Below are 25736 nucleotides of genomic sequence, written 5' to 3' on the forward strand. Positions count from 1 at the left end.
CGTCCGGAGGCCAAGAGGTGGGGGCGGTGCCGTGATGCGCCGCCGCGTTTCCTGCTATTTGTAGGGATCTGCCGCATCACGCAAGCCGTCTCCCAGAAAGTTGAACGCCAAAATGACAAGAACAACAGGAATGATCGGATAGAGCAGCCATGGATAGAAGGCGATGACGCTGACGCTTTTTGCCTCGGTCAGCAGAATGCCCCAGCTGGTGATCGGCGGACGAAGGCCGAGGCCGAGGAAGGAGAGCGCGGTCTCTCCAAGGATCATGCCGGGGATCGAAATCGTCGCCGAAGCAATGAGATGCGACATGAAGCCCGGCACCAGGTGCCGGCCGATGATGCGTGGCGTGCTGGCACCCATCAGCTGTGCGGCCTGGACATAATCCTCCTCGCGCAGCGCCAGGAGTTTGGAGCGCACGGCACGCGCGAGCCCCGTCCAGTCGATGATGCCGAGGATGACGGTGATGCCGAAATAGATGACGATCGGGCTCCACGTTACCGGCATGATGGCGGCCAGCGCCATCCAGAGCGGCAGGCTCGGCAGCGATTGCAGCACTTCGATCAGGCGCTGGACGATGAGATCGAAAATGCCGCCACGATAACCGGCAAGGCCGCCAATGACGATACCGAGCACGAAGCTGATCGAAATGCCGATCAGACCGATGGTCAGCGATATCCGCGCGCCGTAGAGGATGCGCGAGAGCACGTCACGGCCGAGCCGGTCGGTGCCGAGCAGGAACATCTGCCCGCCGATCGCCGGGCAGACGAGATGATAGTTCGAGGCAACAACGCCCCAGAATTTGTAGGCATCGCCGCGGCAGAAGAATCGGATTGGCTGCACGTCGTTCGGCCTATCCGTATAGACACGATGCAGCGTGTCGAGATCGAGCGTCATGCTGCGGCCGTAAACGAAGGGACCGACGAAGCTGCCCTTGTCGAAGAAGTGGATGGGTTGCGGCGGCGCGTGGATGAAATCGACATTGCGCGTGTGCAGGCCGTAGGGCGCCAGGAACTCGACGATCAGGATCATCAGGTAGACGACGGCGAGAAAGATGCCGGAGATCAAGGCCAGCTTGTGCTGCTTGAATTTCCACCACATCAGCTGCTTCTGCGAGGCGAGATGAATGCGCGATTGCGCCGCCGTCATCGATTCGGTCGCAAGGGGATCGAAAGGCGCGGTCGAGACGTAATGCGGCAGCGGCGCGCCGGGTGCGGGAAGGGGCGACATTATTTGGTGCTCCTGCCTTGCAGACGGATGCGGGGATCGAGGAAGCCGAGCGCGATGTCGGAGATCAGCACGCCGATGACGTTGAGGAAGGCCAGGAACATCAGGAAGGAACCGGCGAGATACATGTCCTGGCTCTGCAGCGCCTTGATGAGCATTGGCCCCGTCGTTTCCAGCGACAGCACGATCGCGACGATCTCGGCGCCCGAGATGATCGACGGCAGGATCGAGCCGATATCGGCGACGAAGAAGTTGAGCGCCATGCGCAGCGGATATTTGACCAGCGCCTTCAGCGGCGGCAGGCCCTTGGCACGGGCGGTGACGACATACTGCTTCTGCATCTCGTCGAGCAGGTTGGCACGCAGCCGCCGGATCATGCCGGCCGTGCCGGCCGTGCCGACGATGATCACAGGGATCCACAGGTGAGAGAGGATCGACCGCGCCTTCTCCCAGCTCATCGGCGCCGAGATATATTGCTGGTCCATCAGATGGCCGATCGAGATGCCGAACCAGATATTGGCGAAATACATCAGGATCAGCGCCAGCATGAAGTTCGGAATGGCGATGCCGAGCAGGCCGAGGAACGTCAGCCCGTAATCACCCCAACTGTACTGGTGCGTGGCCGAATAGATGCCGATCGGAAAGGCGATCAGCCAGGTGAGCAGGATCGTCGTGAAGGAGACGAGCATCGTCAGCCAGAGGCGATCGCCGACCACGTCGGAGACCGGCAGCTGATATTCGAAGGAATAGCCGAAATCGCCGTGCAGCATGCCGCCGACCCAGTAGAAATAACGCACGATCTCCGGCTTGTCGAAGCCGTATTGCTGGCGCATCTCCTCGATTTCCTGGAGGTTGGCGGTCTCGCCGGAGGCACGCAGCTCGGCGATCTGGCTCTCGAAGAAGTCGCCGGGCGGCAGCTCGATAATCGTGAAAACCAGCGCCGAAATGACGAAGAGCGTCGGCACCATGGCGGCGATGCGCCAGAGAATGTATCTGAGCACGCCTCAGGCCTCCTTGTACCAGAATGCATCCGGCATGTAGACGCCGAGATAGGAGGTGGGATCGAAGCCGTAGAGCGCTCTCTCCGGCAGGTTCTGCAGCTTGGCAGCGCGAAGGATCGGCTGCAGCGTGCTGTTGATGAGGCCGATCGAGAATACCTGCTGCGTATAGAGCGACAGCATCTTGTGCCAGATCACCTGGCGTTCCTCGAATTTCGCCGTCGAGCCCCATTGGCTGAGCAGGTTGACCAGCTCGGCTGCCTCCGGCAGGTCGGGTGCGACCCCCTCCTGGCCGGCGGAGAGGTAATGCATGCCCCAGAGCGGCCATTGCAACTGATCGTCGAGTGTCGGCGCAAGGCCGGCCGGCGACATGTCGGCCGTCGGGACGCCATTGTCGAGGCCGTACCAGATCGACATCATGATCGAACCGCTCATGGCGCGATTGCGGAAGACATCGCGCTGCGAGGTCCGGGTATAGAGCGCCAGGCCGATATTGGCCCAGTGATCTCGCACCAGTTCCAGCACGTCGGTGTCGAGATTGCTCTCGCCGGCGGTCTCGACGGTGATCTCGGCGCGACGCCCGTCCGGCAGCAGCCGAATGCCGTCGTCACCGCGTTTGGTCAAGCCGAGTTCGTCGAGCAGGCGGTTGGCCTCGTCGGGATCGAACTTCACGAAGGCATCGGCATATTCCTGCTTGAAGAGCGGGCTATCGGGCAGGACGGTATCGGCGCTTGGCGTGCCGAGGCCGTAGAAGGCGACCATGTTGACCTCGTGCCGGTCGATCGCCAACGACAAAGCGCGGCGCAGGCGGACGTCGCGGAAAAGGCCGCGCCACACTTCGTCAGCACAGTTGAGGTTCGGCAGCAGCGTGATGCGCGAGCCGCGCGCGAGCTTCCAGAGATTGACCTTCACCGGGAAGCGCTTCTCGGCCTCCTTCAGGAAGGTGTAGTCGTTGAAATCGATGCCGGTCACCTGCAGGTCGGCTTCGCCTGCCCCCGCCTTGGCGGCGATGATCGATGAGGAGGAGACGTTGAGGATGAAGCGGTCGAGATAGGGTAGCTGCCTGCCGGTCTCGTCGATGCGGTGGAAGAACGGGTTGCGCTCGAAGACGAACTGCTCGGACGGCAGCGGCGTCGTATTGCGCCAGGGATCGAGCGTCGGCAGGTTCGGATTTTCCGGACGGTAGGAACGCGCCATCTTGATGTGCAGATCCTGCCATTTCTTGACGCGGTAGGTCTTCATCAGCTCGTCCATCTTCGCTTGGTCCGGCTGGAATTTCTTGTGGAACTGCTTGAGATAATGACCAGGGCCGAAGATGACGAGCGGCTGCGGGCCTGCCAGCGTCGGCAGGAACATCGGGTTGGGTTTTTCCCAGGTGTAGCGCACGGTCAGCGGATCGAGCATCTCGAAGCGCGGCAGGCTGCCGTGCGGACGAAGCTCTAGCGCGCCGCCGCCGGGCGTCAGCTTGTCGTTCAGGATGACGTCTTCCCACCAGTAGCGGAAATCGTCAGCCGTAAACGGCTGGCCGTCGGACCATTTATGGCCCTCGCGCAGTGTGAAGGTGAAGACCGTGTCGTCCTCGGACTGGAAACCGGCCAGGATGTCCGGCTGGAACTGCAGGTGCTTGTTGTAGCCGACCAGGCGGGCATAGCCGTAGATCGTCATGAAGCGGATGTCGCGCTGGCTGCCGATGATGGTGCGCACCGTGCCGCCGTAGGCACCGGGTTCGAGCCCCATCTCCTTCAGATTGACGATACGCGGGCGGACGGGAATGCGCTCCGCCATCGGCGGCAGGCTGCCTGATGTCAGCCGCTCCTTCAGGAATTCCGGCTCGCCGACCTGTCCGGCGCGAAGCAGCGCGGGCGCGATCGCCGCGCCGACGAGGCCGCCGAGAAAAATGCGACGCGTCACCATCAGCGCAACTCCTTGGCATCGGCGCCTTTGCGGGCGCGCACCAGATGGCCGTCGCCGAGGTCGGCATAGGCAAGTTCGGAAGCGTCGTCATGCTCGGCGGTGAAGGTCGCGCCCCAGTTCTGCTTGTCGGCGGCGCCGTTTTCCCTGAGCGCCTTGAAATCGAGCGGCCGGTCGAGATCGGGGAAGGGGACGGCGGCGAGCAGCGATTTCGTATAGGGGTGCACCGGATCGCGCAGGATGATCTCGCGCGGCGCGATCTCGACGATGCGGCCCTTGCACATCACCGCGATGCGGTCGGCCATGTAATCGACGACGGCGAGATTGTGCGAAATGAACAGATAAGTAAGCCCCAGCTCTTTCTGCAGGTCCTTCAACAGGTTGAGGATCTGCGCCTGCACGGAGACGTCAAGCGCCGAGACCGGCTCGTCGAGGATGACGAGCTTCGGGCCGAGCGCGAGCGCCCGCGCGATGCCGATGCGCTGGCGCTGGCCGCCCGAAAAACTGTGCGGGTAACGGCTGAGATAACGCTTGTCGAGGCCGATTGCCGCCATCAGCCCTTCGACCTTGCGCTTGCGCTCGTCGCTGTCGCCGCGGTCATGGATTTCCAGCGGTTCACTCAGGATGTTGCGCACCGTCATGCGCGGCGAGAGCGAGGAGACCGGGTCCTGGAACACCATCTGGATCTTGGTCCGCATGTCCTGCAGTTCGGCGCCTTTGACGGAGAGGACGTCGACGACCTCCTTGCCGTCGTTGAACACCACTGCGCCGCTGTCCGGCGTGATGGCGCGCATCAGGATCTTGCTGAGCGTCGTCTTGCCGCAGCCGGACTCGCCCACCAGGCCCAGACATTCGCCGCGGCGGATGTCGAAGCTGACGTCGTCGACGGCGCGCAGGACGGTGGCTTCATGCTTGCCGAAGAAACTGCGCTTGCGCGTCTTGTAGGTCTTCGAGAGATTGGCGACGGAAAGCAGGATGCCCGGCGCCTCTGCCTGGAGCGGCTTCTTCTTGCCGACGAGGGACTCGAGATTGACCGTTACCTCCCGCAGCGCTTTCAGCCGCTCGCCGGGTTTCATGTCGAAATGCGGGACGGCGGCCATCAGGCCCTTGAGATAGGGATGCTGCGGATTGCGGAAGATATCCTCGACCGGTCCTGCTTCCATGATCTCGCCGTGATAGATGACGACCACCTCGTCGGCCATGTTGGCGACGATGCCGAGATCGTGGGTAATGAGCAGCATCGCCATGCCGAGCTTGGCCTGCAGCTCGCGGAGCAGTTCGAGGATCTGCGCCTGGATCGTCACGTCGAGCGCAGTCGTCGGCTCGTCGGCGATCAAGAGCGCCGGCTTGCAGATCAGCGCCATGGCGATCATCGCGCGCTGGCGCATGCCGCCGGACAGTTCGAACGGATACATGTCGTAGGTGCGATGTGGATTGGAGAAGCCGACCAGCCCAAGCATCTCCTCGGTCTTTTCACGGGCTTCCTGCTTGTCGGCTTCGGTATGGATCAGCAGCACTTCGCTGATCTGATTGCCGATCGTATGGAGCGGCGACAGCGAGGTCATCGGCTCCTGGAAGATCGTCGCCATGCGGCGGCCGCGCAGGTCGCGCATTTCCTCGCTGTCGCGCGGAAAGGACAGGATATCGGTCGTGCTGCCGTCGAGCGGATCGGTGAACAGGATGCTGCCCGAGGCCTTGGCCGGATTGGGCAGGATGCCCATGATCGACTGGCTGATCACCGATTTTCCGGAGCCGGATTCACCGACGAGAGCGGTGACCTTGCCCGGAAGAATGCGAAGATTGGCTTGCTTTACGACGCGTAGCCGGTCACCGAAAACCGAGAAGGAGACGTCGAGATTTTCAATACGCAACAGATCCGCTGCAGACGCCATACCAATGAAATTCCCCAGTCTTCTATGTTCCCGTTAAGGCACACTAGCGTACCGCAAACGGGGTGTCTAGCTGATGACAATCATAGATAAACCAGCATGTCCCGCCGAAGTTCCCCGGGCGAGACGCGCAGATTCTGACTGGGGTTCTGAGCTCTTACTGGATGAATTTCTCCATGCTGGTGCGCTCGACCTGTTTCTTGGCGTCACGATGCAGGAGAATGACCTGCTCGGCTTCTGAAAGTCCGTTCTGCACGGCCTCGCGGAAGCTCTCGTCGACGTTGATCGCCGGCGCCGGCGCGCGCGGCTGCAGCACCGTCACCTTCTGGCGGATGCCGCGCAGCTTCTCTTCGCCGAGCGTCGTCCATTCGCCGCCGCAATAGCCGGCGAAGGCCTGGCTGGCGACGACCTCGCGGCCGTATTTCTTGGTCAGGATCTGCAGGCGTTGCACCTCGTTGACCGCCGAGCCGAAGGCGGAGAAGGTCAGGCGGTCCTTGAGGCCGACATTGCCGAACATGACGTTGCCGACATGCAGGCCGATGCCGTAGCCGACCCTGGTCAGGCCCTTCTGCTCGCGGTCCCTGTTGAGCTCGGCAACCCGCGCCTGCGCCTGATGGACGGCCGAAAGAGCCGCCTCGCAGGCAATTTTCGATGGGTCCTTATGGCGTCCACAGGGATAGACGGCGAGAAAGCCGTCGCCGAGGAAACTCAGGATCTCGCCGCCATTGCGGTTGAAGGGGGCGGCGATCGCGTCGAAGAACTGGTTCAGCGTGTCGATATAGGCCTGCCGGCCTTCCTTTTCGGCATAGACGGTGGATTCGCGCATGTCGCCCATGACAAGGGCCGCGCGGATCGTCTCACCGTCGCCCCGGCGGATCTGGCCGTTCAGCACCCGCTTGCCGGCGTCGCCACCAAGATAGGTGGTCAGCATGTTGTTGGCGAGCTTGCCGAGCACGGCCATCTTGGCGGCGACCGCCAGATGGTTCTGCATCCTGAGCAGCGCGTCGATCATGTCGTCGGAAAAGCCGGTGTGATGGTCGGTCGACCAGGAGCCCATCATGCCCTGCACCGAGCCGTCGCCGAAGGGCTGCACGAAGGCGAGATAGTCGGTGATGCTGTCCTTGCGCAGGTCCTCGAAAATCGGGAACTCGTTCGGCCCATCCTGCATCAGCCGGCGGCGGATGTGCTGCAGATTGTTGTCGAGCAGGTAATAATAAGGGCTCTGCAGGAAGCGGTCCGGCTTCTGCCCGGCGGGCATGCGGAAGCCCTCGATGGTGACGCCGCTGGCGCGCCGCCAGGTGAAGCTCAGCGCATCGTAGAGCGGGTGCAGCATCGAGAAGGAAAGATGCACGCGCGCAAGTGGCAGGCCCGCAGCAGTGAGCCTTTCGCAGAAACCGCGGACGATGTTTTCAAGCTCGTCTCCGGCCAGCGAAGAGTTCGTCAGCCATTCAGCGACCCGGTCCAACAGGATGGAGGACACGCTGGATTCGATCGTGCTCATTCTCGGTATGATCCTCATAAGGCACGCCATCCCCAAGAGCCAAAAGTCCCCCGGCCGGCACATTTTCATGCGCAGGTCACAAGGAAATCAGGATGTACGAGCGGTATTATTGTGTCAACGATCTGCCGAAAGCCCGGCAGCGGCGCCCCTCAGTTCCCCCATAGCGGGATCGGACGGGTAGTCCTTTCGCGGTGGTTCATTATCAAAAGTCAAAATAGGGATGCTGCAAATGCGAAACAATGGGATGCGCATTTTTTTGTGCGCTCAAGTTGCAGCGAAGGGAGCGGCCTGAGTCATTTCGGCCACACCCGGTCGGCCACACCCGATAAGCATCGCAAGGGGTCGCGGCCCTGTTTTTCAGCTCCTGTCGTACGCGGAGAGACGGGGCCTGGGTTTAATTTGCCTGGAGCATGCATTAGATCAGCTTTCCCTGTTCCCGTTCGAAAGATCCCGCCTTGGCCATCTCCCCCTTCGATACGCTTTTGCAGAAGATCGAAACCCGCGCGGCCCGTGCCGGCATCATCGGCCTCGGTTATGTCGGCCTGCCGCTGGCGATGGCGGTGGCGCGTAGCGGCTTTGCCGTCACCGGCTTCGACATCGATCCCGGGAAGATGGTGGCTCTCGATGCCCGCCGCTCCTATATCGACGCGGTGAGCGACGCGGCGTTGTCGGCCGAGATCGATGCGGGACGCTTCAAGGCGACGACCGATTTCGCCGGCCTTGGCGAGTGCGACGTCATCATCATCTGCGTGCCGACGCCGCTGACCAAGCATCGCGATCCCGATCTTTCCTTCGTCGAGGCGACGTCGCGCTCGATCGCCGCGCATTTGCGCCCCGGTCAGCTCGTCGTGCTGGAATCGACCACCTATCCCGGCACGACCGACGACGTGGTGAAGGTCATTCTCGAAGGCACCGGGCTGAAATCCCGCTCGGACTTTTTCGTTGGCTTCTCGCCGGAGCGCGAGGATCCCGGCAACCAGCATTATCATACCGCCACCATCCCCAAGGTCGTCGCCGGCGACGGGCCCGAGGCGCTGGCGCTGATGAAGGCTTTCTATGGCGCGGCGGTATCATCCGTCGTTCCGGTCTCGTCGAATGCCACGGCCGAGGCCGTGAAGCTCACCGAAAACATCTTCCGCTCGGTCAACATCGCCCTCGTCAACGAGCTGAAGACCGTCTATGCGGCCATGGGCATCGACGTCTGGGAAGTGATCGACGCGGCCAAGACCAAGCCCTTCGGCTACATGCCCTTCTATCCCGGCCCCGGCCTTGGCGGCCATTGCATCCCGATTGATCCTTTCTACCTCACCTGGAAATCGCGCGAATACGAGCTGCCGACCCGCTTCATCGAGCTCGCCGGCGAGATCAATTCGGCAATGCCGCGTTACGTCGTCGGCAAGCTCGCCGAAGCACTCGACATCCGCGCCGGCAAGGCGCTGAGCCGCAGCAAGGTGCTGGTGCTCGGGCTTGCCTACAAGAAGAACGTCGCCGATATTCGCGAAAGCCCGTCGCTGCGGTTGATCGAGATCATCGAGGAGCGTGGCGGACACGCGGATTATCATGATCCCTTCGTCGCCGAGATCCCGCCGACGCGCGAATACCAGGCGCTGAAGGGCCGCAAATCGGTGGCGCTGACGCCTGATACCATTGCCGGCTACGATGCTGTGCTGGTCGCGACCGATCACGACAGGGTGGATTATGCGGCGCTCGCAAAAAGTGCCTCGTTGATCGTCGACACGCGCAACGTCTTCAACCGGCTCGGCCTTTCGGCCGATCACGTCATCAAGGCATGACGGAAACGTTGCTGCATTATGCGGCAACTCAAAGTGCTACGGCCTCTTATACTGATCCGCGCGGCTTCTTGTTGTTAAGGCAGGCTTCATCCCCGCGCTTTAAGCTGCCGACCTTGCCACGACCATTTCGGGGGCGGATTGGGTGAGTTCCGAGGGAGGACTATCTTGAAGAGTTTTGTTGCTGCGGCTATCGCAATCGGTGTCATGTGCTCCGGCGCTTCTGTCGCATCTGCGCAGACGAAGGGCGACTGGGTTCTCGGAAACTGGAAGGGAGCCGGTTATTGGTTCCCTGGCGTTATCGACAACACCTCCGGCGGGAAGGTCACCATCCGATATGATGACGGCGATAGGGAAACCGTTCCTTTGAGCGATGTGCGTCCTTACAACTGGGTCATCGGGATGAAGGTCGAGTGCAACTACAAGGGTGCCGGCGATTGGTATGCAGGGAAGATCACCTCGCTTGGGGGCGAGAAGATTGGTATTGCCTACGATGACGGCGACAAGGAAACCACCCGAACCGGCCGCTGCCGTTCACGATAAAGTCTTTGCCTGAACCGATGCGAGATCAGCCCGTCGCCGTCAAAGCGACGGGTTTATTTTTCTTCGGACAATCACGTTTGATGCGGCGCTGTCGCAAGCACCTTGCCGGTCATCCGGCTTGCGGCCACCGCATAACCGCCGGCCGCGCCGTCGATGAAATGCATGTGATCGCGCGAGATCGGCGTCGGCACGAAGCAGGTCATCAGCGCCGAGGCCTGCCGATGCAGGCCGTAGCGGGCAATGCCCTTGGCGCGTGCCGCTTCCAGTAGCGTCTCGATCCGTTTCAAATGTTCGGCGTCGACGTCGATCGTCATCTTCAGCCCGTCATCGAACTTGCGGAAGTCGGAATTGCCGGCGACGTCGCGCTTGTAGCGGCGGGCATCGAAGCGGCCGAGCGGAATGCCGAGCTTGTAGCACACGACGGTGATGGCGAGCTGCAGGAAGATGATGAGCTTCTGCCGCAATCGCCGGCCAGCCGGCGCGGTGGCCTTGGCTTCGCGGTTGATGCCGTGCAGCGAAAAGGCAAGGTTCGGACCATCCGCCGGCACCGGATGGCTGTCCCGGTTCTGCTCGGTGGTGATGGAGACGATGCCGTTGACGAGGTCCCGGAATTCCTGCCCCGGCCGGCCCTCGCCAGGAACCGCGATGATCGAGACGATCTCGCCGTGCCTGGCGTCGATCGGCTCCAGCGGCAGGAAAGGCCGGTGAGATCCGGGCGCGTTCCCGGGGCCGCGCGATCGATACCGTAGCGGCCGAGCTTCATTTGTCTTTCGGCCCAGCTGGTGCCGCCGCCCCAGAACATCGCATAGGTGACATAAGGGCTTGCGGAGTAACGTGCGACGCGAACGTCGAGGCCCTCGGCGCGGGTGTCGGCGACCGGCACGATGGCGATGCGCAGCGTCAGGCCGAGATCCTCCTCGACCCAGACCTGCACGGCGGCAAGGGCGTCGCGCGCTGCCTTTTCCAGCGAGCCCGGAAGCGCGATCAGCGCGCCGTCGCCGCCGAAGACGAAGGGATAGTCGCCCTTGCCGACGGAATTCAACACCGCCGATATGACGCTGGCGCCCGCCATGTTGACGTCCTTGTAGCGGCCGGCGGCGATCGCCGGCGTCGAGCCGACGATGTCGGCCAGCGCCAGCACCCATCCGTCCGGCAGCGGCCGGTAATTGGCGGCGTCGGTCACGCCCTCGAATTCGCTGAAGAGCGGCACTTCGGCAAAGAAGGTTTCGTCGGTCACGGTTTTCATATCGTCCAGCTTAGCACAGACCCATGTCGCCACTGCAACGCCAATTCCCATTTACGGCAATCGACTTGGCAAGGTTTCATGTGTTAGAGCATTTCGTGCTTTTTCGGACGTACGGAAATGCGCTATCTTTTTGTTTTTACGCAATTCCGGACGCAAAACCGCTCTCGCACTTTTGCTGGAATTCCTCCTGGACCGCCGACGATTTCATGACGGATATAGATTAGATGAGCCGCCTCGACAGCTTCATTCGCCGGTTGACGGCTCAACGCGACATTTTGAACTCGATCATCGATCTGGTGGGGGAAACGCCAGGCCCGGTGCTGGAGTTCGGCCTCGGCAACGGCCGCACCTATGATCACCTGCGCGAGAACTTTCCCGGCAGGCGCATCGTCGCTTTCGACTGGGAAGTCCGTTCCTATTCGGCCTCGACACCATCGGCAGAAGACATGGTGACCGGCAATATCCGCGAGTCCGGCCAGGCCTTCGTCGGCATCGGCGCAGCCCTTGCCCATGCCGATATCGGCACCGGTCATGACGAGATCGACGCGGTGACGCTGACCTGGCTGCCGCAGCTGATGGCCGGCGTGCTCGCCCATGACGGCATCGCCGTCAGCGGGCTGCCGCTGGAGCATCCCGAGCTGATGGCGCTGCCGCTGCCAGACGGCATCAAGGAAGGCCGCTATTTCCTGTATCGCAGGACGTAGCATCAGCAATTGAAAGTGCTAGAGCGCCGCGGCTCTCGAAAAGACGCGCGGCGCTGTCGTGTTTCGGTTACGCCACCAGACCCTTGGTCAGTTCCAGTGCCTGCCGTTCGAACAGCCGGCGATAGATACCGTTATTGAGCCTGATCAGCGCTTGGTGATCGCCTTCCTCGACGATCTTTCCCTTGTCGAAGACCAGCAGCCGGTCCAGCGCCCTTACCGTGGACAGCCGGTGGGCGATGACCAGCGTCGTGCGGCCGTTCATCAGGCGTTCCATGGCCTGCTGGATCTGCACCTCGCTCTCGCTGTCGAGGCTCGACGTCGCCTCGTCCAGGATCAGCACCGGTGCATCGGCCAGGAAGGCACGGGCAATGGCGACACGCTGCCGCTCGCCGCCCGACAGCTTGACGCCGCGTTCCCCCACCATCGTCTCATAGCCCTTGGGAAGGCCCATGATGAAGTCGTGGGCACTCGCCTGTTTCGCCGCCTGCACGATCTCGCGCCGCGAGGCGTTAGGCCGGCTATAGGCGATGTTTTCCGCCAGCGTGCGGTGGAACAGGATAGGCTCCTGTTGCACGATGGCGATCTGGCCGCGCAGACTGGATTGCTTGACCGCCGCGATATCCTGTCCGTCGATGCGGATTTCGCCCGAGTTGACGTCATAGAGGCGCTGGATGAGCTTGACGAAGGTCGTCTTGCCCGAGCCCGAATGCCCGACCAGGCCCACGCGCTCACCCGGCTTGATGGTGACCGAGAAATCCTCATAAAGCGGGGTGGGATGCGCGCCATACTGGAAGGTGATGCGATCGAAGACGATCTCGCCCTCGCCAATCTCGATCGGCTTGGCGTTCGGCTTGTCCTCGATGCCGAGCGGCATCTTGTCGAGCAGCACCAGTTCCTCCATGTCGTTGACGGCACGCTGCAGATTGCGGATGTCCTGGCCGACATTGCGCAGATAGCCCTGCAGGACGAAGAACATCGCCAGCACGAAGGTGATGTCGCCAGGCGTCGCCAGCCCCTGCCGCCACATGATCAGGCCCGTTCCCAGAATGCCGGCCTGCATGGAAACCATCAGGAAACCCTGGATCGTGCCGCTCAATGTGCCGCGCTTCCATGTCCGCCGCGTGCGGCTGTCCCATTTCGCCATCACGTGGCGCAGGCGCACCTCTTCGCGGCCTTCGGCGCCGAAGGCCTTGACCACCGAATTGCAGCTGATGGCATCCGCCAGCGCGCCGCCCAGCTTGGTGTCCCAAGCATTGGCAAGCCGTGCCGCCGGCGACACGAAGCCCATGGAAAGCGCCACGGTCACGCCGATATAGATCAGCGACCCGGCAGCAACGATCAGGCCCATGATCGGCCAATAGCTGCCGAGCACAATGCTTGCGCCGACCAGCATGACGATGGACGGCAGCAGGGCGACCAGCAGCAGGTCGTTGAGCTGGTCGAGCGCCCACATGCCGCGGGTGATCTTGCGCACCGTCGAACCGGCAAAGCTGTTGGCGTGCCAGTCGGTCGAGAACCGCTGCACCTTATGGAAACCGTTATTCGTCACATCCGCCATGGTGCGCAGCGTCAGCCGGATAATGCCGTTGAAGATGAACCAGCGCAGTGCCACGCTGGTCAGGCCCAGTGCCACGACGATGACGAAAGCGCGCAGCGCCCTGTCAGCCGCATTGCTGCCGGCAATGGCATCGACGATCTGACCGGAAAACACCGGCACCATGACTTCGGCCAGGGTGCTGGCAATGACCAACACGATGATGATGCCCACCAATACTGGCCGATGGCGCCAATGATGGAAAACAAAGCCGAGCACATGGCGATAGGCATCGGCGCGGAAATCGAGCTTCTTGCGAGTCATTTCAATCGCTCGGCGCCGTGTCGGCGACCGGTCCTCAAAATCGAGAGTTGGATGGCACAGCCCAAGCGGGAGACGAAATGATCCCGCGGACCAATCGGGCTATGAATTAAGGGAAAACCGCATGTCGGGCGCGCTCGAGGCGGGCCGCGAATGGAAATGACCTAGTGTCGGGACATTCCGCACGGGAAGGTTTCGATGATTGCTGGTGTCATGCAACGCCTCCCTTATGTTCGAACTAAAGCGGTCAGCGTTTTGTACCGAAGCAATTCGCCATTGCCAAGCGGATATTTGCAACCTTACGGAAAGTGATGCGGAAACGACACACCTTGTGAGCTTGCGACCGCTCAGGAGGCGCAGGAATGGGATGTGGCCGGGCGCGTGGCCAGTTTCGCCTCGAAGTCGGCCGCGATTTTGTCTAGCGTCACGCTGTCCAACCGCCGCAGGAGCAGGGCCTGGGCTTCTTTCATCGCGTCGCCGAGGACGACATTCACCGCCTGTTCCACCAGGCATTGCGGCTGGTCGTCGGCCGGGCCGATGGCGAAGAGATGCGGTTCGCCGATGGCGTTATAGACGTCGAGCAGGGTGATGTCGGACAAGGGACGCACCAGCGTCCAGCCGCCGCCATGGCCCTTTTCGGAGCGGACGTAGCCCTGTTCGCGAAGGCCGGCCATGGTGCGGCGGACGACGACGGGATTGGTGTTCAGCATCTTTGCAATCATGTCGGAGGTCGCCGAATGCTGGTGCTTATCCATGTGGATCAGCACGTGCAGCATGCGTGAAAGGCGGCTGTCATTGCGCATGGGTCTCTTCCTGTCGATCGGACGGGCCATTATCGCAAAGGGATCGTAACAAGACAAGTAACATGATGCTTGACGACATTGGTTCATGTAACTTATGTTGAGTCATGAGTTCAATATCAAGGAAGAGTTCCATGTCGTTCGAAGCCATCATCATCGGCGGAAACTTCGCCGGCCTTTCGGCAGCGATGCAGCTGGCCCGGGCACGGCGGCGCGTTCTGCTCGTCGATGCCGGCGCGCCGCGCAATCGTTTTTCTGAAGCCTCGCACGGTTTCCTCGGCCAGGACGGCCAGACGCCGGCGGCGATCATGCGGGAGGGAAAACGGCAGCTTTCGCTTTATCCGACCATCACCATCCGCGAGGGGAAAGTCGTCCGGGCGCAAAGCGATGGTGACGCCTTCACTATCGGCACCGAAGACGGCGGCGAGGAACGAGCCGCGCGCATCGTGCTCGCAACCGGCGTCAGCGACACGCTGCCCGAAATCCCCGGCCTCAAGGAGCGATGGGGCCGCTCCGCGCTGCACTGCCCCTATTGCCACGGTTTTGAGGTCGGCGGCGGCAAGCTCGGCGTTCTCGCAAACCATCCGCATTCGGCTCATTCGGCCATGATGATCCCAGACTGGGGTGCGACGACCTTTTTCACCCAAGCGCTGTTCGAGCCCGATGAAGAGCAATTGGTGAAGTTGACGGCCCGTGACGTCCGGATCGAACGCAGCCCTATCGTGGAATTGTTGGGCGACAAACCGAAGCTTGAGGCCGTTCGCCTCGCCGATGCCCGCGTCGTGCCGCTGGACGCCATCTTCGTCGCTCCGAGAACGGCGATGGCGAGCACGATTGCCGAACAGCTCGGCTGCGCCTTCGACGACGGCCCGTTCGGGCCAATCGTTCGGATCGCCGATAACAAGGAAACCACCATCAAGGGCGTCTTTGCCGCCGGCGATGCGGCAAGCGCCATGCACAATGCCACGCTCGCCTCCGCCTCAGGCGTGCTCGCCGGCGTGCACTGCCATCAATCGCTTGTCATGCAGTCGGCCGCTTAGGGCGGAAACAGCACGTTAAACGGGTGGAATTCTCCCCAACAGGTCAGGGACACGTGCACCTCGCGGTCATCGAGGTGAAAATCTCAACGCGTTAATCATTGCTTTTAAAATAATGAGCCGATGCAACCGACTTATTGCAATTTCTACGTTTGAATTGTAGCTGTTTTCATCTGAATGACTATCAAGCAAGACGATGGTGAGACCGTGGATCACCGCGCTTGCAGCAAGCAGAAATGGGGGATTTCAATGGGGTTTACTGAAGCTGTTCGGACTGTTCTGAAGCAGAAATATGCGACCTTTTCCGGCAGGGCTTCCCGGTCGGAATATTGGTGGTTCGTGCTATTCTATCTGCTGGCGCTGTTCGCACTCATAATTCCGGCCTTTATACTCGCCTTCGCTACCAGTGGCGGCGGAGCCCCGTCACCGGTTCACTATACCGTGGTCATCTGGATGTTGTTCACACTCGCAATTTTTTTGCCGCTGACATCTCTTCAGGTTCGCCGCTTCCATGATCGCAACATTTCCGGTTGGTGGTATCTCGCGCTGTTTATCGGGAGCTTCGTTCCCTATGTCGTTCTCGTCACCGCCCCAGTGACTATTGTTATTTCCGTGCTCCCGGGCACAGAAGGTCCGAACAAGTTCGGGGCGGATCCGCTGCGTCCGGAACGAAGCGCGGAGGTCTTTGCTTAGAGCATGACCATTCGCAAGGCCGACCTGCTGTGGCTGTGTGCTCGCCGCAAATGATGATTGGACGGTGGGATCCGATCCCTCCTATCGATGTAACTCTGAAAGAATAGTGGTTCTGAGCGGCGAATTGACTTCGGAAATTCGCCGAGGTGTATGGCGCCGAAGGATTGTATTTTAAGGGCAGGGGTAATGAAGCTACGTATTTTAGGCGCTTTCGCGCTTGTTCTTGCTGCTACGGGTCACGCTCAGGCTGGCGATCGCACAGCCGCGGCAGCAACCTTCTTTCGTGATGTGACGAAATCGACATGCGGTTTCAAGATGACGCCAGAGTCGGCGTTAAAAGCTGCAACCACTCTTGGAATGTCGGATCCTATTAGCGAGCCATCGCTTTCTGCGGTGGTTGCAATTTGTGGAGAGGTAAAAAAAGGAAACAAAAGCAAAACCATTGTAATCCAGGTTCCCGACAACCGAAAAGTGCTTCGGAAAGTCATGATTGAAAGAGCCAAGTGGTGGCAAGCATGATGAGAGCGGCAGGGCTTGGCGGAGATGACAAACCTGCTGTAACTGCTGGATACCCAAGGAAGTGACAAGTGCTGCATATTCACCGCGTGTCTTCGCGGTGAATGACTCAATTGCCGCAGGGGAAATAGTCTCTCCGGCATTCACGGCCGAACATCTAAGGCAAAAACAGCACGTTATACTGATCGACATCGCTCGGCAGGTCCCGCACCCTCATCTCCTCCTCGCGATCCTCGAAGAGGACCAGGCAATCCTCGTAGAAGCCTGATAGCATGGATATGAAGGCTTTCGTTCCCTCACGCCCGTAAAAGAGTGGCGTGAACTCCATGTAGAGCGGCACGCGGCGGGCAAGCAGCGGCTGCATTGAGCGGCAGGCGACCGGCTCGTAGCCCTCGATATCCATCCAGACGAGGCCGATTGCGACCGGGTCGATCGAAAGTCCGGCAAGGATCTCGGAAATCGGCTTTACCGGCACGCTGATCTTCCTGTCCGTCGGGCTTTGGCGGATGGCGCTGCTCTTGCCGTGATTATTGAGGTTGAGAAAAAAGTCGATCTCGCCTTCGCTCTCGCCGGCGGCGCAATTGACGAGTCGGACTTTTTCCTCCAGCCGGTTCTGGCGAATGTTAAGTTGAAGCAGCGGGAAATTACGTGGATCGGGCTCGATGCTGACGATCTTGATGTAGGTGTCGCTGAGGGCGAAATAGACGGTCTGGGTGCCGATATTGCCGCCGATCTCGAGCAGCGTCGCGTCTTTTCGCAAAAGGCCGCGCTCGCGCAGGATGACGATCAGCCGGTCGACGGCCTCGCGCTCGAAATGGCCCTTCCGGAACACCTTGCGACCGATATAGTCGGCCGGCGAGAAGGTCATCAGGTGGTCGCCGGCATCGACCGTCATCGAGACGACGCGCGGGCCGATATTCTCGATCAGCAGGCGGCGGCCGAAGCGGGTGTCGAAGAAGCGCGAAGCGGCCGCATTGCGCGCCTTGCGCAGCCGGCGGCTCCAGTATTTGGCGGTCAGCCAGGGCTTGCCAGGCATCAGGCTTTTCCTTCGAGCGGCTCTGCCGCTTTCTCTCTCGGAATGACGTAGACTTTCAAGGGCAGGGCCCGGCCGCGCACACTGATTTCACGGCTTTCGATGCCGGCGAGGTTAGCACCCGAAAGGCTCGCCACCGGCTCGGAGATGACGATCGCCGCCTCGAACTCCTTGGCGGCGCTTTCCAACCGGCTCGCAACATTCACGGTGTCGCCGATCGCCGTCATGCTGCGCACCCGGCCATATCCCATCGTGCCGACGACGGCCGGGCCGGTATGAATGCCGATCGCGATGCGCAGCGGCAGCGCCAGTTCGTCGGCCAGCTCGGCGGCGAGTTTCTCGATCTCGGCGACGATCGCCGCGGCCGCGTTGAGCGCCTGGCGGCAGGCTTCCTCCGGTGCGGTGTTGAGCCCGAAGAGCGCCATGGCGCCGTCGCCGATGAACTTGTCGAGCCGCCCGCCCGACTGCTCCACCGCCTTGCCGATGATGGCGAAATAGCGGTTCAGCAGGAAGACGACGTCGAAGGGCAGGCGGGTTTCCGTCAGCGTGGTGAAATGGCGGATATCGACGAAGAGCACGGCGATCTCGCGCTCGCGGCCGGGGCTCGTCTCCTGGCTGTTGGCGGGAAGGGCCGCCTCGATCGCCGGCACGAGAAGCGGCGCGACGGCAACGTTGCCGTTCGGGCGAAGCTGGCAGGCGAGCCGGACATCCGGGCCGGCATTGATGCGCCTCAGTGTCGTCTGTTCCATCTTGTCGGGGGCAGGCAGGCTTTCGTAATCGCCAAGGATCTGCACGCGACAGGTGGAGCACTGGCCCTTGCCGCCGCAGACGGCATAATGCGGCAGGCCGCCGAGCCGGCTTGCCTCCAGCACCGAGAAGCCGCGCGGCACACGGATCACCTCGCCGCCCGGATAATTCACGGCGACCTGGTCAAGCCGCTCCTTCAACTTGCGCCGGGCGCGGGCGACGACGACGATGAGCAGCGAGGCCGAGAAGGCGCCGTAGAGCCCGGCGCGGATCATGGCGACCTGACGGTGAACCTCCGGGTTCGAGGCGTAACGGGTGTTGACGCCCTCCTTGTAAGCGCTGACCGTCATTGACTGCTGGTAGGAAGGGTCGGCGAGCGTCCTGCCCATTTCGACGAAGCCGAGCAGCGAGAGCACCGGCACGAGGATGGCGAGTGCCAGCATGAGCGGTGCGAAGTCCGGGTACCAGGAGCGGTAGCGCAGCCAGAAATGGATGCCGATGCAGCCGTGGATCCAGACGGCGACGACGGCGAGCGCCTGCCGCGCGCCGTTCGCCGGAGACCTGATCCACAGCGAACTGACGACCGTCTCGTAGTCGTCGATATAGCCATAGAACTCGTGGGCGATGCGCGTGCCGATGACATGATCGAGGAGAAGCAGCGGGATCATCAGGCCGAGCACAATCTGCGCCATTTCCCCCTTCGGCATGACCAGGCTGCGGCGCATGTAGATGGCGCGCAGCACCAGCGCGATATGGATTAGCACCGACGAATAGAAGACGGTGGTCCCCAGGGGATTACGCCAGATCGCCAGGAAGAGGTGGGCGGCTTTATCGGCGGCTGCGACGGAAATCAGGCCAATCGCATGGTTCGACAAATGCAGCACGACGAAGATGAAAATGACGAGGCCGGAACCGAGCCTCGCCCTTCTGATCGTACGTTCCGAAAAAATCCCTGTGGCCGAGACCGTCGTCATTCATTCCCGTTCTTGTCGATGTAACCGCAGGCCCATAGAGATTGGGAAAGAGGCGGAATTGCTTCGATGGCGATCACATTCCATATGCTTATGCGCAAGTTTTCGGCAAAGGGACAATAGCGGAATTTTCCCGACAGGCGCGAAAGTTGTAAACAGTGTGTCTTACCTGAGGTGTCCCAATGCAGGTGGCTTTCTACGCGCCGATGAAATCGCCGAACCATCCGGTGCCGTCGGGCGACCGTTTGATGGCGCGGCTGCTGATCCGGGCGCTGGAGCTTGGCGGGCATCAGGTCGAAGTCGCCTCCGAATTCCGCACCCATGCCTCGACACCGGAGGCGGCAGCCGCGCTCGAACCCGCCATCGGCGCCGAACTGGAGCGGCTGCGGCTGAGATGGAAATCTGGGCCGCGACCGGAACTCTGGTTCTGCTACCACCCCTATTACAAATCGCCCGATCCCTTCGGGCCGGCGATTTCTGCCGAATTCGCCATTCCCTATGTCACTGCCGAAGCCTCCTATGCGGCAAAACGCGACCGAACCGGCTGGGCAACATCACAGAAGCTGGTGGGCGAGGCGATCATGCAGGCGGCGGTCAATATCAGCTTCACCGAGCGTGACCAGGCCGGGCTTGCCGCCGTCTTTCCGCAGGCGGGCCTTGCCAGGCTGAAACCCTTCATCGACACGGCGTTGTTCGAGAACGTGTCGCCGGCGCCCGATCCGCGCCGGCTGATGACGGTCGCGATGATGCGGGCCGGCGACAAGATGGACAGTTATGCGATGCTTGCGAGAGCATTGCGGCTGATCGAAGACCGGCCCTGGACGATTGCCGTCATCGGCGATGGTCCGATGCGCCAGGAGGTACAGGCGGTGTTTGCCGAGTTTCCTGGCCGGATCGAATGGCTGGGCGAGCGCAATGCCGTCGAGATCGCCGAACTGCTCGGGCGCGGCGGCGTCTATGTCTGGCCCGGATGCGGTGAGGCCTATGGCCTTGCCTACCTGGAAGCCCAGGCCGCCGGCCTGCCTGTCGTCGCTCAGGAAACGGCAGGCGTGCCAGCGGTGGTCGAGGCTGGCGTGACCGGCCTGCTGACGCCGGATGGCGATGTCACTGCCTATGCCGAGGCCCTGGCTGCCCTGCTTGACGACAGGCAAAGGCGCGACGCCATGGGGCAGGCGGCGCGGCGCTTCGTGCTCGGCGAGCGATCGCTTGCGACGGCGGCGCAGGTATTGAACGGAATTTTGCGCGACAGCGCAGCAACAGGAGTGACGTGATGACCGACGGGATAGCCTGGGACCCCCTGCACCATGAGCTTGACCGCTGGCAGGCCGCCGACCGGGTGGCGCGGTTCTGGCTGCGGGACGACGACGCCGTTGAGCCGACCCAGGCGCTGGAGACGTTGATGGCGCTCGCCTGTCAAAGCGAGGTTCCGCTGACACTCGCCGTCATTCCCGGCTTGACCGGCGAGGCATTGGCCGCGCGCCTGGTGGAAGACGCAGCCGTCGCTGTCGCGGTGCATGGCTGGTCTCATACGAACCATGCGGGGCCGGAGAGAAAAAAGCAGGAACTCGGCGGCGACCGGCCGGCAGATGTCGTGCTCGGCGAGTTGGGTGAAGGGTTCCGGCTGCTGCAGCGGCTGCATCCGGCCCGCTTCCTGCCGGTGCTGGTGCCGCCGTGGAACCGGATCGACGCGGCCCTCATCCCGGCGCTGCCCGGTCTCGGATTTGCAGCACTGTCGGTCTATGGGCGGGCAAATCAGGGTGGCCCGGTGCCGCTCCTCAACACCCATGTCGACATCATCGACTGGCATGGCACGCGCGGCGGACGAAGCGAGGCGGACCTGGTGGCCGAGCTGGTGGCCGAGCTTCGCCACCGGTTTGCCGGGAGCGACGAGCCTGTCGGCGTGCTCACCCACCATCTGGTGCATGATGCAGCCGCGTGGGACTTCCTGTCGGCCTTGTTTGCAGTGACGGGCCGGCATCCGGCCGTCCGCTGGTCGCCGGCGTCGGAACTGCTAGGGCCTTAGACATTGCCGATCAGGCGGCGTGAACGCGTCCGAGGAACTCTCGCATGAGTGCTACGACATCATCGAGATGCGTCTCGAGCAGCCAGTGCCCGCCGCCGAGCAGATGGAGTTCGGCATCCGGCAGATCGCGCAGATAGGCCCGAGCCGACTTTTCCGGCATGTAGTGGTCGTTCGGACCCCAGACGATCAAGGTCGGCGGCCGGTATTCGCTGAGATATTTGCGGTGTTCCGGGAACCAGGCCCGGTTCTCCCTCAGTCCGGCGATGAGGTCTATGGCGATGTCCTTGCGCCGCGGCGTGATCAGCGACCAATGCAGCTTCCAGAGATCGGGCGGGATCGTATCGGCCAAAGCAGGCGGCAGATCGTTGAGGAACTCCTCCTTGAAGGCCGCCTCGCTGATCGCCTCCGCCAGCACCTTCCTCATCTCCGATCTCGGAAGCGTCCATGTCGCCTCGATATCCGCATATTTCGGTCCGAGGGCATCTTCATAGGGGATATCGCCATTCTGGATGATCAGCCCGGCGACGCGGTGAGGGTCTTTGATTGCCAACCGCGCACCGATAGGCGACCCGAAGTCGTGGAGGTAGAGGACAAACCGGTCGACATGCATCGCATCGACGAAGGCCTCCAGCCAGGCGGCATATCCATCGAAGCTATAGTCGAAATCATCCGGCGTACCGCTATAGCCCGCACCCGGGAAATCCGGCGCAATCAGGCGCCAACGGTCGGCAAGGCGCGGCATTAGATTGCGAAATTCATAGGATGAGCAGGGATATCCGTGCGGCAGCAACAAGACCGGTGCATCTTCCCGGCCGGCCTCGCGGTAAAAAGTCTCGACGCCTGCAACCGTCATCCAGCGATGTCGGACGAGAGTGGCCATCAGAAAGCTCCTCAGAACCGTTCTTCACTTTCGGTCTTCGTCATACTGCTTGGCGCCTTCCACCGGTCGCAGCCACGGTTCACGGCGTTTGATCCAGAGTTCGTAGCTCGGCACCAGAGGCGTCGGCGCCTCGGAGAGGATGCCAAGCTTGATTTCCGCCTCCCGGTCATCGGCGGAAAACAGCCGCGAGCCGCAACCGGTACAGAAATGCCGACCTTGGAACGCGCCAGTTTCCCCTGAATGTTCGAATTGGCCGGCGGGCCAGATCCCATAAAAGGTAAAAGCCGAACCGCTTTCCTGCCTGCAGTCCGTGCAATGACAAATTCCAACGCGCAAGGGTTCGCCCCGGACAGAAATACGCACCTGCCCGCAAAGACACTTTCCGGAAAGCACGGTCATGACGGATCCCTGTTTCGTTGATTTGCGCTGCCGGGAAAACGGTCCGGCCCGGCATCTGTTCCTTCGTGACGTCGCCGGCATGCCAGTTCGACGAATGGGCTCTCTGTCGAAGAGCTTCGGACGCAAGATGGAGCCGGCCTTCGGCGGCCTGCTAGATCACCACGGTCTGATTGTCGCGGGCGGCAAAAGATTCGGGGAAGGCGGCCTGCGCCTGCATTTCCATCTCCGCCAGCTGTTCGTCCGTGCGCGAGGGGGCGTGGTGGAACAGCGCGAAGCGCTTGGTGCCCGCCATTTTCGCAAGCTCGGTGCCATGCTGCCAGGTCGAATGGCCGAAGCCCTTGAAACGCTGCATCTCGTCTTCATTGTAGGTGCAGTCGTAGACGACGAGATCGGCGTCCCGCATCATCTCCAGCGAGACCGGATCATAGCTGCCGGGAATATGCTCGATATCATAGACGAGAGCGACCGAACGGCCCTGCCATTCGATGCGGTAGCCGATGGCGCCGCCCGGATGGTTCAGCATGAAAGTCTTGATCTCGATGCCCGCATGCGGGGTCAGCACCTGACCGGCATGGAAATCCCGGAAGTTCATCGTCGCCTGACAGATGTCGGTCTTGACGGGAAACCAGGGCGGGCTGATGAACTGCTCGACCATTTCCCGCGTGCTCATCTTGCCATCGAGATGGCCGGACCAGATGTTGACGTTGATCGAGGGATAATAGATCGCCTTGAAGAAGGGCAGGCCAATGATGTGGTCGTAATGGCAGTGGCTGAAGAACAGGTCGACGTCGCTGACGCCGTCGGCGAGCATCGACAGCCCGGCCTCGCGCAGGCCCGAACCCGCGTCGAAGATCATCCGATGTTTTCCGCAGCGAATTTCGATGCAGGAAGTGTTACCGCCGTAGCGATCGAACTCGGGGCCCGACACGGGAATACTGCCGCGGACGCCCCAAAATTTTATTTGAAACAAATCTGTCGTCATCGTTCTTCAAACCGGCCTTCCCGCATCGCCATCGTAGTCATAGTTCGTCTCTATGCGAAGCAGCAGAATTCCACGGGTTTGTCTGTTCCCCTTTGTATTCTCCTAACCGCTAGCGGAAGAAGAAGTAGATTTTCCTAAGCAATCGGCTTTCGGCTCGGAAAGCAACCCGGTATGGTTGGTTTTCGGTAAACAGGCTGCTGAGGACGGGGGACATTTTCCCGTAAGTCATGCCTATTAGATGGTTGCGCGCGATTGAAAAAACAATTGCCGCCATGTTGAGCCGAAAATCCCGTCTTGAAAGCAGCACGAACGCGGCGCCGAAGGGGCTGTCCGAAACGACATGTGGCGCGTGGATTCTCGTTCGGCCCGCTCGCCCGGTTCTCCGGGAAAACCGCCATCATATGAGAAAATTGTGCTTCCTATTCCGCGAATGTTTCCTTGATTGGGAATGGCAAAAAGCGATATATCCGACGATACAGGAAATATAAGAGACTCGCCATGTTGCAGCCGGTTATCAACGAGACCATCGCCGAAAGCAGCTACAGGCGCATTCGGGCCGACATTATTTTTGGCCGGCTGGCTCCCGGACAAAAGTTGAAGCTGGAAAGCCTGAAGGAGACCTACGAGACCAGCATCAGCACACTTCGAGAAGTGCTAAACCGGCTCTCCTCCGAAGGGCTTGTCCTCGCCGAGGGACAAAAAGGTTTCGAAGTGTCTCCGGTGTCCGTTTCGGACCTCAAGGAGACAGCGGCACTCAGGCTTCTCCTGGAAACACATGCGCTGGAGCAGTCGTTCGTGCATGGCGACGTGGAGTGGGAGGCTCCCCTGGTATCCGCGCACTACAAATTGGCGCGGATGGAACAGGTGATGGCATCCGGCGACACCGGCAGGGCCGAGGACTGGAAGCGCTACGACTGGGAGTTTCACCAAGCGCTGATATCCGCCTGCGGGTCGAAACTGCTGATGGAGACGCATTCGGTGATCTTCGACAGATATCTCAGATATCAGATGGTTGCCTTGTCCTATCGAGGCGATGTCGCGGCCAATGAACATCAGCAGCTTCTGGACGCGGCATTGCGACGGGACGCAGAGACGGCCAAGCGGGTGCTTGTCCTGCATATTCAAGGCGGGGTTGAACATGCGCTGGCGAGAGGGACGCTGAAATAGAAGTGGTTCGGACGTTTCTCTTCGAGCTTCAGGTCCCGACGTAAATTGCATTTCGGCGAAATCAGGAAAAGCCATGCTCAAGCAAGTCCACGACCCGGCTGAAACAGTAAGCGATGTTGTCTTCCGACAGATCCGCGAGGACATCATATCGGGCACATTGCCGCCGGGGGCCAAGATCAAGCTGGAGCAGGCAAAGGAGCGCTATTCCATCGGCATTTCATCGCTGCGCGAAATTTTGAGCCGCCTCACCACGGAAAACCTCGTCGTCGCCGAGGGGCAGCGTGGCTTTGAAGTGAGCCCTGCTTCGCGCCGCGAACTTCTGGAGCTCGCCGACCTTAGGATCGTTCTGGAAACGCACGCGATCGGCCTTGCCTTCGCCGCGGGAAATCTTGAATGGGAAGGGCGCATCGTCGCCGCCCATCACCGGCTGGCTGCCGCCGAACGCAAGCTCCTTGCCGGCGACGTCTCGCGGACCGTCGACTGGGTTCGATACGATTGGGAGTTCCATCAGGCGATCGTCTCGGCCTGCAATTCGGCGACGCTGATGGCGACATTGTCATCCGTCTTCGACCGCTTTCTCCGCTACCATATGCTGGCCGAGAGTTTTCGCGGAAAGCCCGTCGTCGATGACCACAGGCTTATGTTTGAACTTTCCATTCGGCGCGACGTCGCTGGCGCGACCGACATCGTCAGGCGGCACGTTCAAAGCGGCGTGGACCATGTGCTGAAGAGCGGCCGGATTACTTAGCTCAATTCCAGGAAAAGTGCGACGCGGTTCCGTCCGGAATGCGCGAAACAAGAGGTTGGAGCGGCTCTGCGTTTTCATG

22 protein-coding genes and 1 pseudogene are annotated in these 25736 nt (G+C 61.3%); 10 read left to right on the forward strand and 13 right to left on the reverse strand.

The window, feature by feature from the left end; translation table 11 throughout:
• Positions 1–54: 54 nt before the first annotated feature.
• The 5 genes from FFM53_RS31170 to FFM53_RS31190 form a co-directional block, all read right to left on the reverse strand.
• On the reverse strand, positions 55–1227 hold the full coding sequence (locus FFM53_RS31170; protein WP_164067319.1) for an ABC transporter permease: 1173 nt from the start codon (positions 1225–1227) through the stop codon (positions 55–57).
• Positions 1227–2225, reverse strand: a complete 999-nt coding sequence (locus tag FFM53_RS31175) for an ABC transporter permease (protein WP_003548391.1) — start codon at positions 2223–2225, stop codon at positions 1227–1229. Before FFM53_RS31175 ends, FFM53_RS31170 begins: the two co-directional genes overlap by 1 nt.
• Positions 2226–2228: 3 nt before the next feature.
• Positions 2229–4136, reverse strand: coding sequence for an ABC transporter substrate-binding protein (locus tag FFM53_RS31180; protein WP_138389789.1), 1908 nt, complete (start codon positions 4134–4136; stop codon positions 2229–2231).
• Positions 4136–6025, reverse strand: coding sequence for an ABC transporter ATP-binding protein (locus FFM53_RS31185; RefSeq protein WP_138331573.1), 1890 nt, complete (start codon positions 6023–6025; stop codon positions 4136–4138). The genes FFM53_RS31180 and FFM53_RS31185 overlap by 1 nt, the downstream gene beginning before the upstream one ends.
• A gap of 154 nt (positions 6026–6179) precedes the next feature.
• A complete protein-coding gene (locus FFM53_RS31190) occupies positions 6180–7523 on the reverse strand; it encodes an adenylate/guanylate cyclase domain-containing protein (protein ID WP_138389788.1) in 1344 nt (447 codons plus the stop codon).
• A 455-nt stretch (positions 7524–7978) separates the two neighbouring features.
• Between FFM53_RS31190 and FFM53_RS31195 the strand changes: the two genes are divergently transcribed.
• Both FFM53_RS31195 and FFM53_RS31200 read left to right on the forward strand, forming a co-directional pair.
• Positions 7979–9316, forward strand: a complete 1338-nt coding sequence (locus tag FFM53_RS31195) for a nucleotide sugar dehydrogenase (RefSeq protein ID WP_138389787.1) — start codon at positions 7979–7981, stop codon at positions 9314–9316.
• A 165-nt stretch (positions 9317–9481) separates the two neighbouring features.
• Positions 9482–9856, forward strand: a complete 375-nt coding sequence (locus FFM53_RS31200) for a tudor domain-containing protein (RefSeq protein WP_138331576.1) — start codon at positions 9482–9484, stop codon at positions 9854–9856.
• A gap of 71 nt (positions 9857–9927) precedes the next feature.
• Here FFM53_RS31200 and FFM53_RS31205 read toward each other — a convergent pair.
• A pseudogene (locus FFM53_RS31205) lies at positions 9928–11102 on the reverse strand (DUF3095 domain-containing protein).
• Positions 11103–11326: 224 nt separating this feature from the next.
• Here FFM53_RS31205 and FFM53_RS31210 point away from each other — a divergent pair.
• Positions 11327–11806 (forward strand): class I SAM-dependent methyltransferase, encoded by a 480-nt coding sequence (locus tag FFM53_RS31210; protein WP_138331579.1) that lies wholly within the window; start codon positions 11327–11329, stop codon positions 11804–11806.
• A gap of 67 nt (positions 11807–11873) precedes the next feature.
• Here FFM53_RS31210 and FFM53_RS31215 read toward each other — a convergent pair whose 3' ends face one another.
• Together FFM53_RS31215 and FFM53_RS31220 are read right to left on the reverse strand one after the other, a co-directional pair.
• A complete protein-coding gene (locus tag FFM53_RS31215; RefSeq protein WP_138331580.1) occupies positions 11874–13664 on the reverse strand; it encodes an ABC transporter ATP-binding protein in 1791 nt (596 codons plus the stop codon).
• Positions 13665–14008: 344 nt separating this feature from the next.
• Positions 14009–14464: an Rrf2 family transcriptional regulator gene (locus FFM53_RS31220; protein WP_138331581.1), complete on the reverse strand. Its 456-nt coding sequence runs from the start codon at positions 14462–14464 to the stop codon at positions 14009–14011.
• 131 nt (positions 14465–14595) lie between these two features.
• Between FFM53_RS31220 and FFM53_RS31225 the strand changes: the two genes are divergently transcribed.
• From FFM53_RS31225 to FFM53_RS31235, 3 genes are all read left to right on the forward strand, one after another.
• Complete coding sequence (locus FFM53_RS31225; protein ID WP_138389786.1) at positions 14596–15501, forward strand: NAD(P)/FAD-dependent oxidoreductase; 906 nt, start codon at positions 14596–14598, stop codon at positions 15499–15501.
• Between the two features lie 246 nt (positions 15502–15747).
• A complete protein-coding gene (locus FFM53_RS31230; RefSeq protein WP_138389882.1) occupies positions 15748–16191 on the forward strand; it encodes a DUF805 domain-containing protein in 444 nt (147 codons plus the stop codon).
• Positions 16192–16377: 186 nt separating this feature from the next.
• On the forward strand, positions 16378–16710 hold the full coding sequence (locus FFM53_RS31235; protein ID WP_138389785.1) for a hypothetical protein: 333 nt from the start codon (positions 16378–16380) through the stop codon (positions 16708–16710).
• A gap of 154 nt (positions 16711–16864) precedes the next feature.
• On the opposite strand, the gene FFM53_RS31240 is transcribed toward FFM53_RS31235, so the two are convergent.
• Entirely contained in the window at positions 16865–17743 is an 879-nt protein-coding gene (locus FFM53_RS31240; RefSeq protein ID WP_138389784.1) for an FkbM family methyltransferase, read from the reverse strand.
• Positions 17743–19461 (reverse strand): adenylate/guanylate cyclase domain-containing protein, encoded by a 1719-nt coding sequence (locus FFM53_RS31245; RefSeq protein WP_138389783.1) that lies wholly within the window; start codon positions 19459–19461, stop codon positions 17743–17745. The genes FFM53_RS31240 and FFM53_RS31245 overlap by 1 nt, the downstream gene beginning before the upstream one ends.
• Positions 19462–19640: 179 nt before the next feature.
• Between FFM53_RS31245 and FFM53_RS31250 the strand changes: the two genes are divergently transcribed.
• The gene (locus FFM53_RS31250; RefSeq protein WP_138389782.1) at positions 19641–20729 is read left to right on the forward strand and encodes a glycosyltransferase family 4 protein; all 1089 of its coding nucleotides are present in this window, start codon (positions 19641–19643) and stop codon (positions 20727–20729) included.
• On the forward strand, positions 20729–21481 hold the full coding sequence (locus FFM53_RS31255) for a polysaccharide deacetylase family protein (protein WP_138389781.1): 753 nt from the start codon (positions 20729–20731) through the stop codon (positions 21479–21481). Before FFM53_RS31250 ends, FFM53_RS31255 begins: the two co-directional genes overlap by 1 nt.
• A 10-nt stretch (positions 21482–21491) precedes the next feature.
• Here FFM53_RS31255 and FFM53_RS31260 read toward each other — a convergent pair whose 3' ends face one another.
• The 3 genes from FFM53_RS31260 to FFM53_RS31270 form a co-directional block, all read right to left on the reverse strand.
• The gene (locus FFM53_RS31260) at positions 21492–22361 is read right to left on the reverse strand and encodes an alpha/beta fold hydrolase (RefSeq protein ID WP_138389780.1); all 870 of its coding nucleotides are present in this window, start codon (positions 22359–22361) and stop codon (positions 21492–21494) included.
• Between the two features lie 24 nt (positions 22362–22385).
• Entirely contained in the window at positions 22386–22760 is a 375-nt protein-coding gene (locus FFM53_RS31265) for a GFA family protein (protein ID WP_131713100.1), read from the reverse strand.
• 151 nt (positions 22761–22911) lie between these two features.
• Positions 22912–23742: an MBL fold metallo-hydrolase gene (locus tag FFM53_RS31270; protein ID WP_138389779.1), complete on the reverse strand. Its 831-nt coding sequence runs from the start codon at positions 23740–23742 to the stop codon at positions 22912–22914.
• Between the two features lie 498 nt (positions 23743–24240).
• Here FFM53_RS31270 and FFM53_RS31275 point away from each other — a divergent pair, with 498 nt between their 5' ends.
• Positions 24241–24909, forward strand: a complete 669-nt coding sequence (locus FFM53_RS31275) for a GntR family transcriptional regulator (protein WP_138389778.1) — start codon at positions 24241–24243, stop codon at positions 24907–24909.
• Positions 24910–24982: 73 nt separating this feature from the next.
• Positions 24983–25657, forward strand: a complete 675-nt coding sequence (locus FFM53_RS31280; protein ID WP_138389777.1) for a GntR family transcriptional regulator — start codon at positions 24983–24985, stop codon at positions 25655–25657.
• Positions 25658–25736 lie beyond the last annotated feature (79 nt).

Source organism: Rhizobium indicum (assembly GCF_005862305.2).
GTDB lineage: Bacteria > Pseudomonadota > Alphaproteobacteria > Rhizobiales > Rhizobiaceae > Rhizobium > Rhizobium indicum.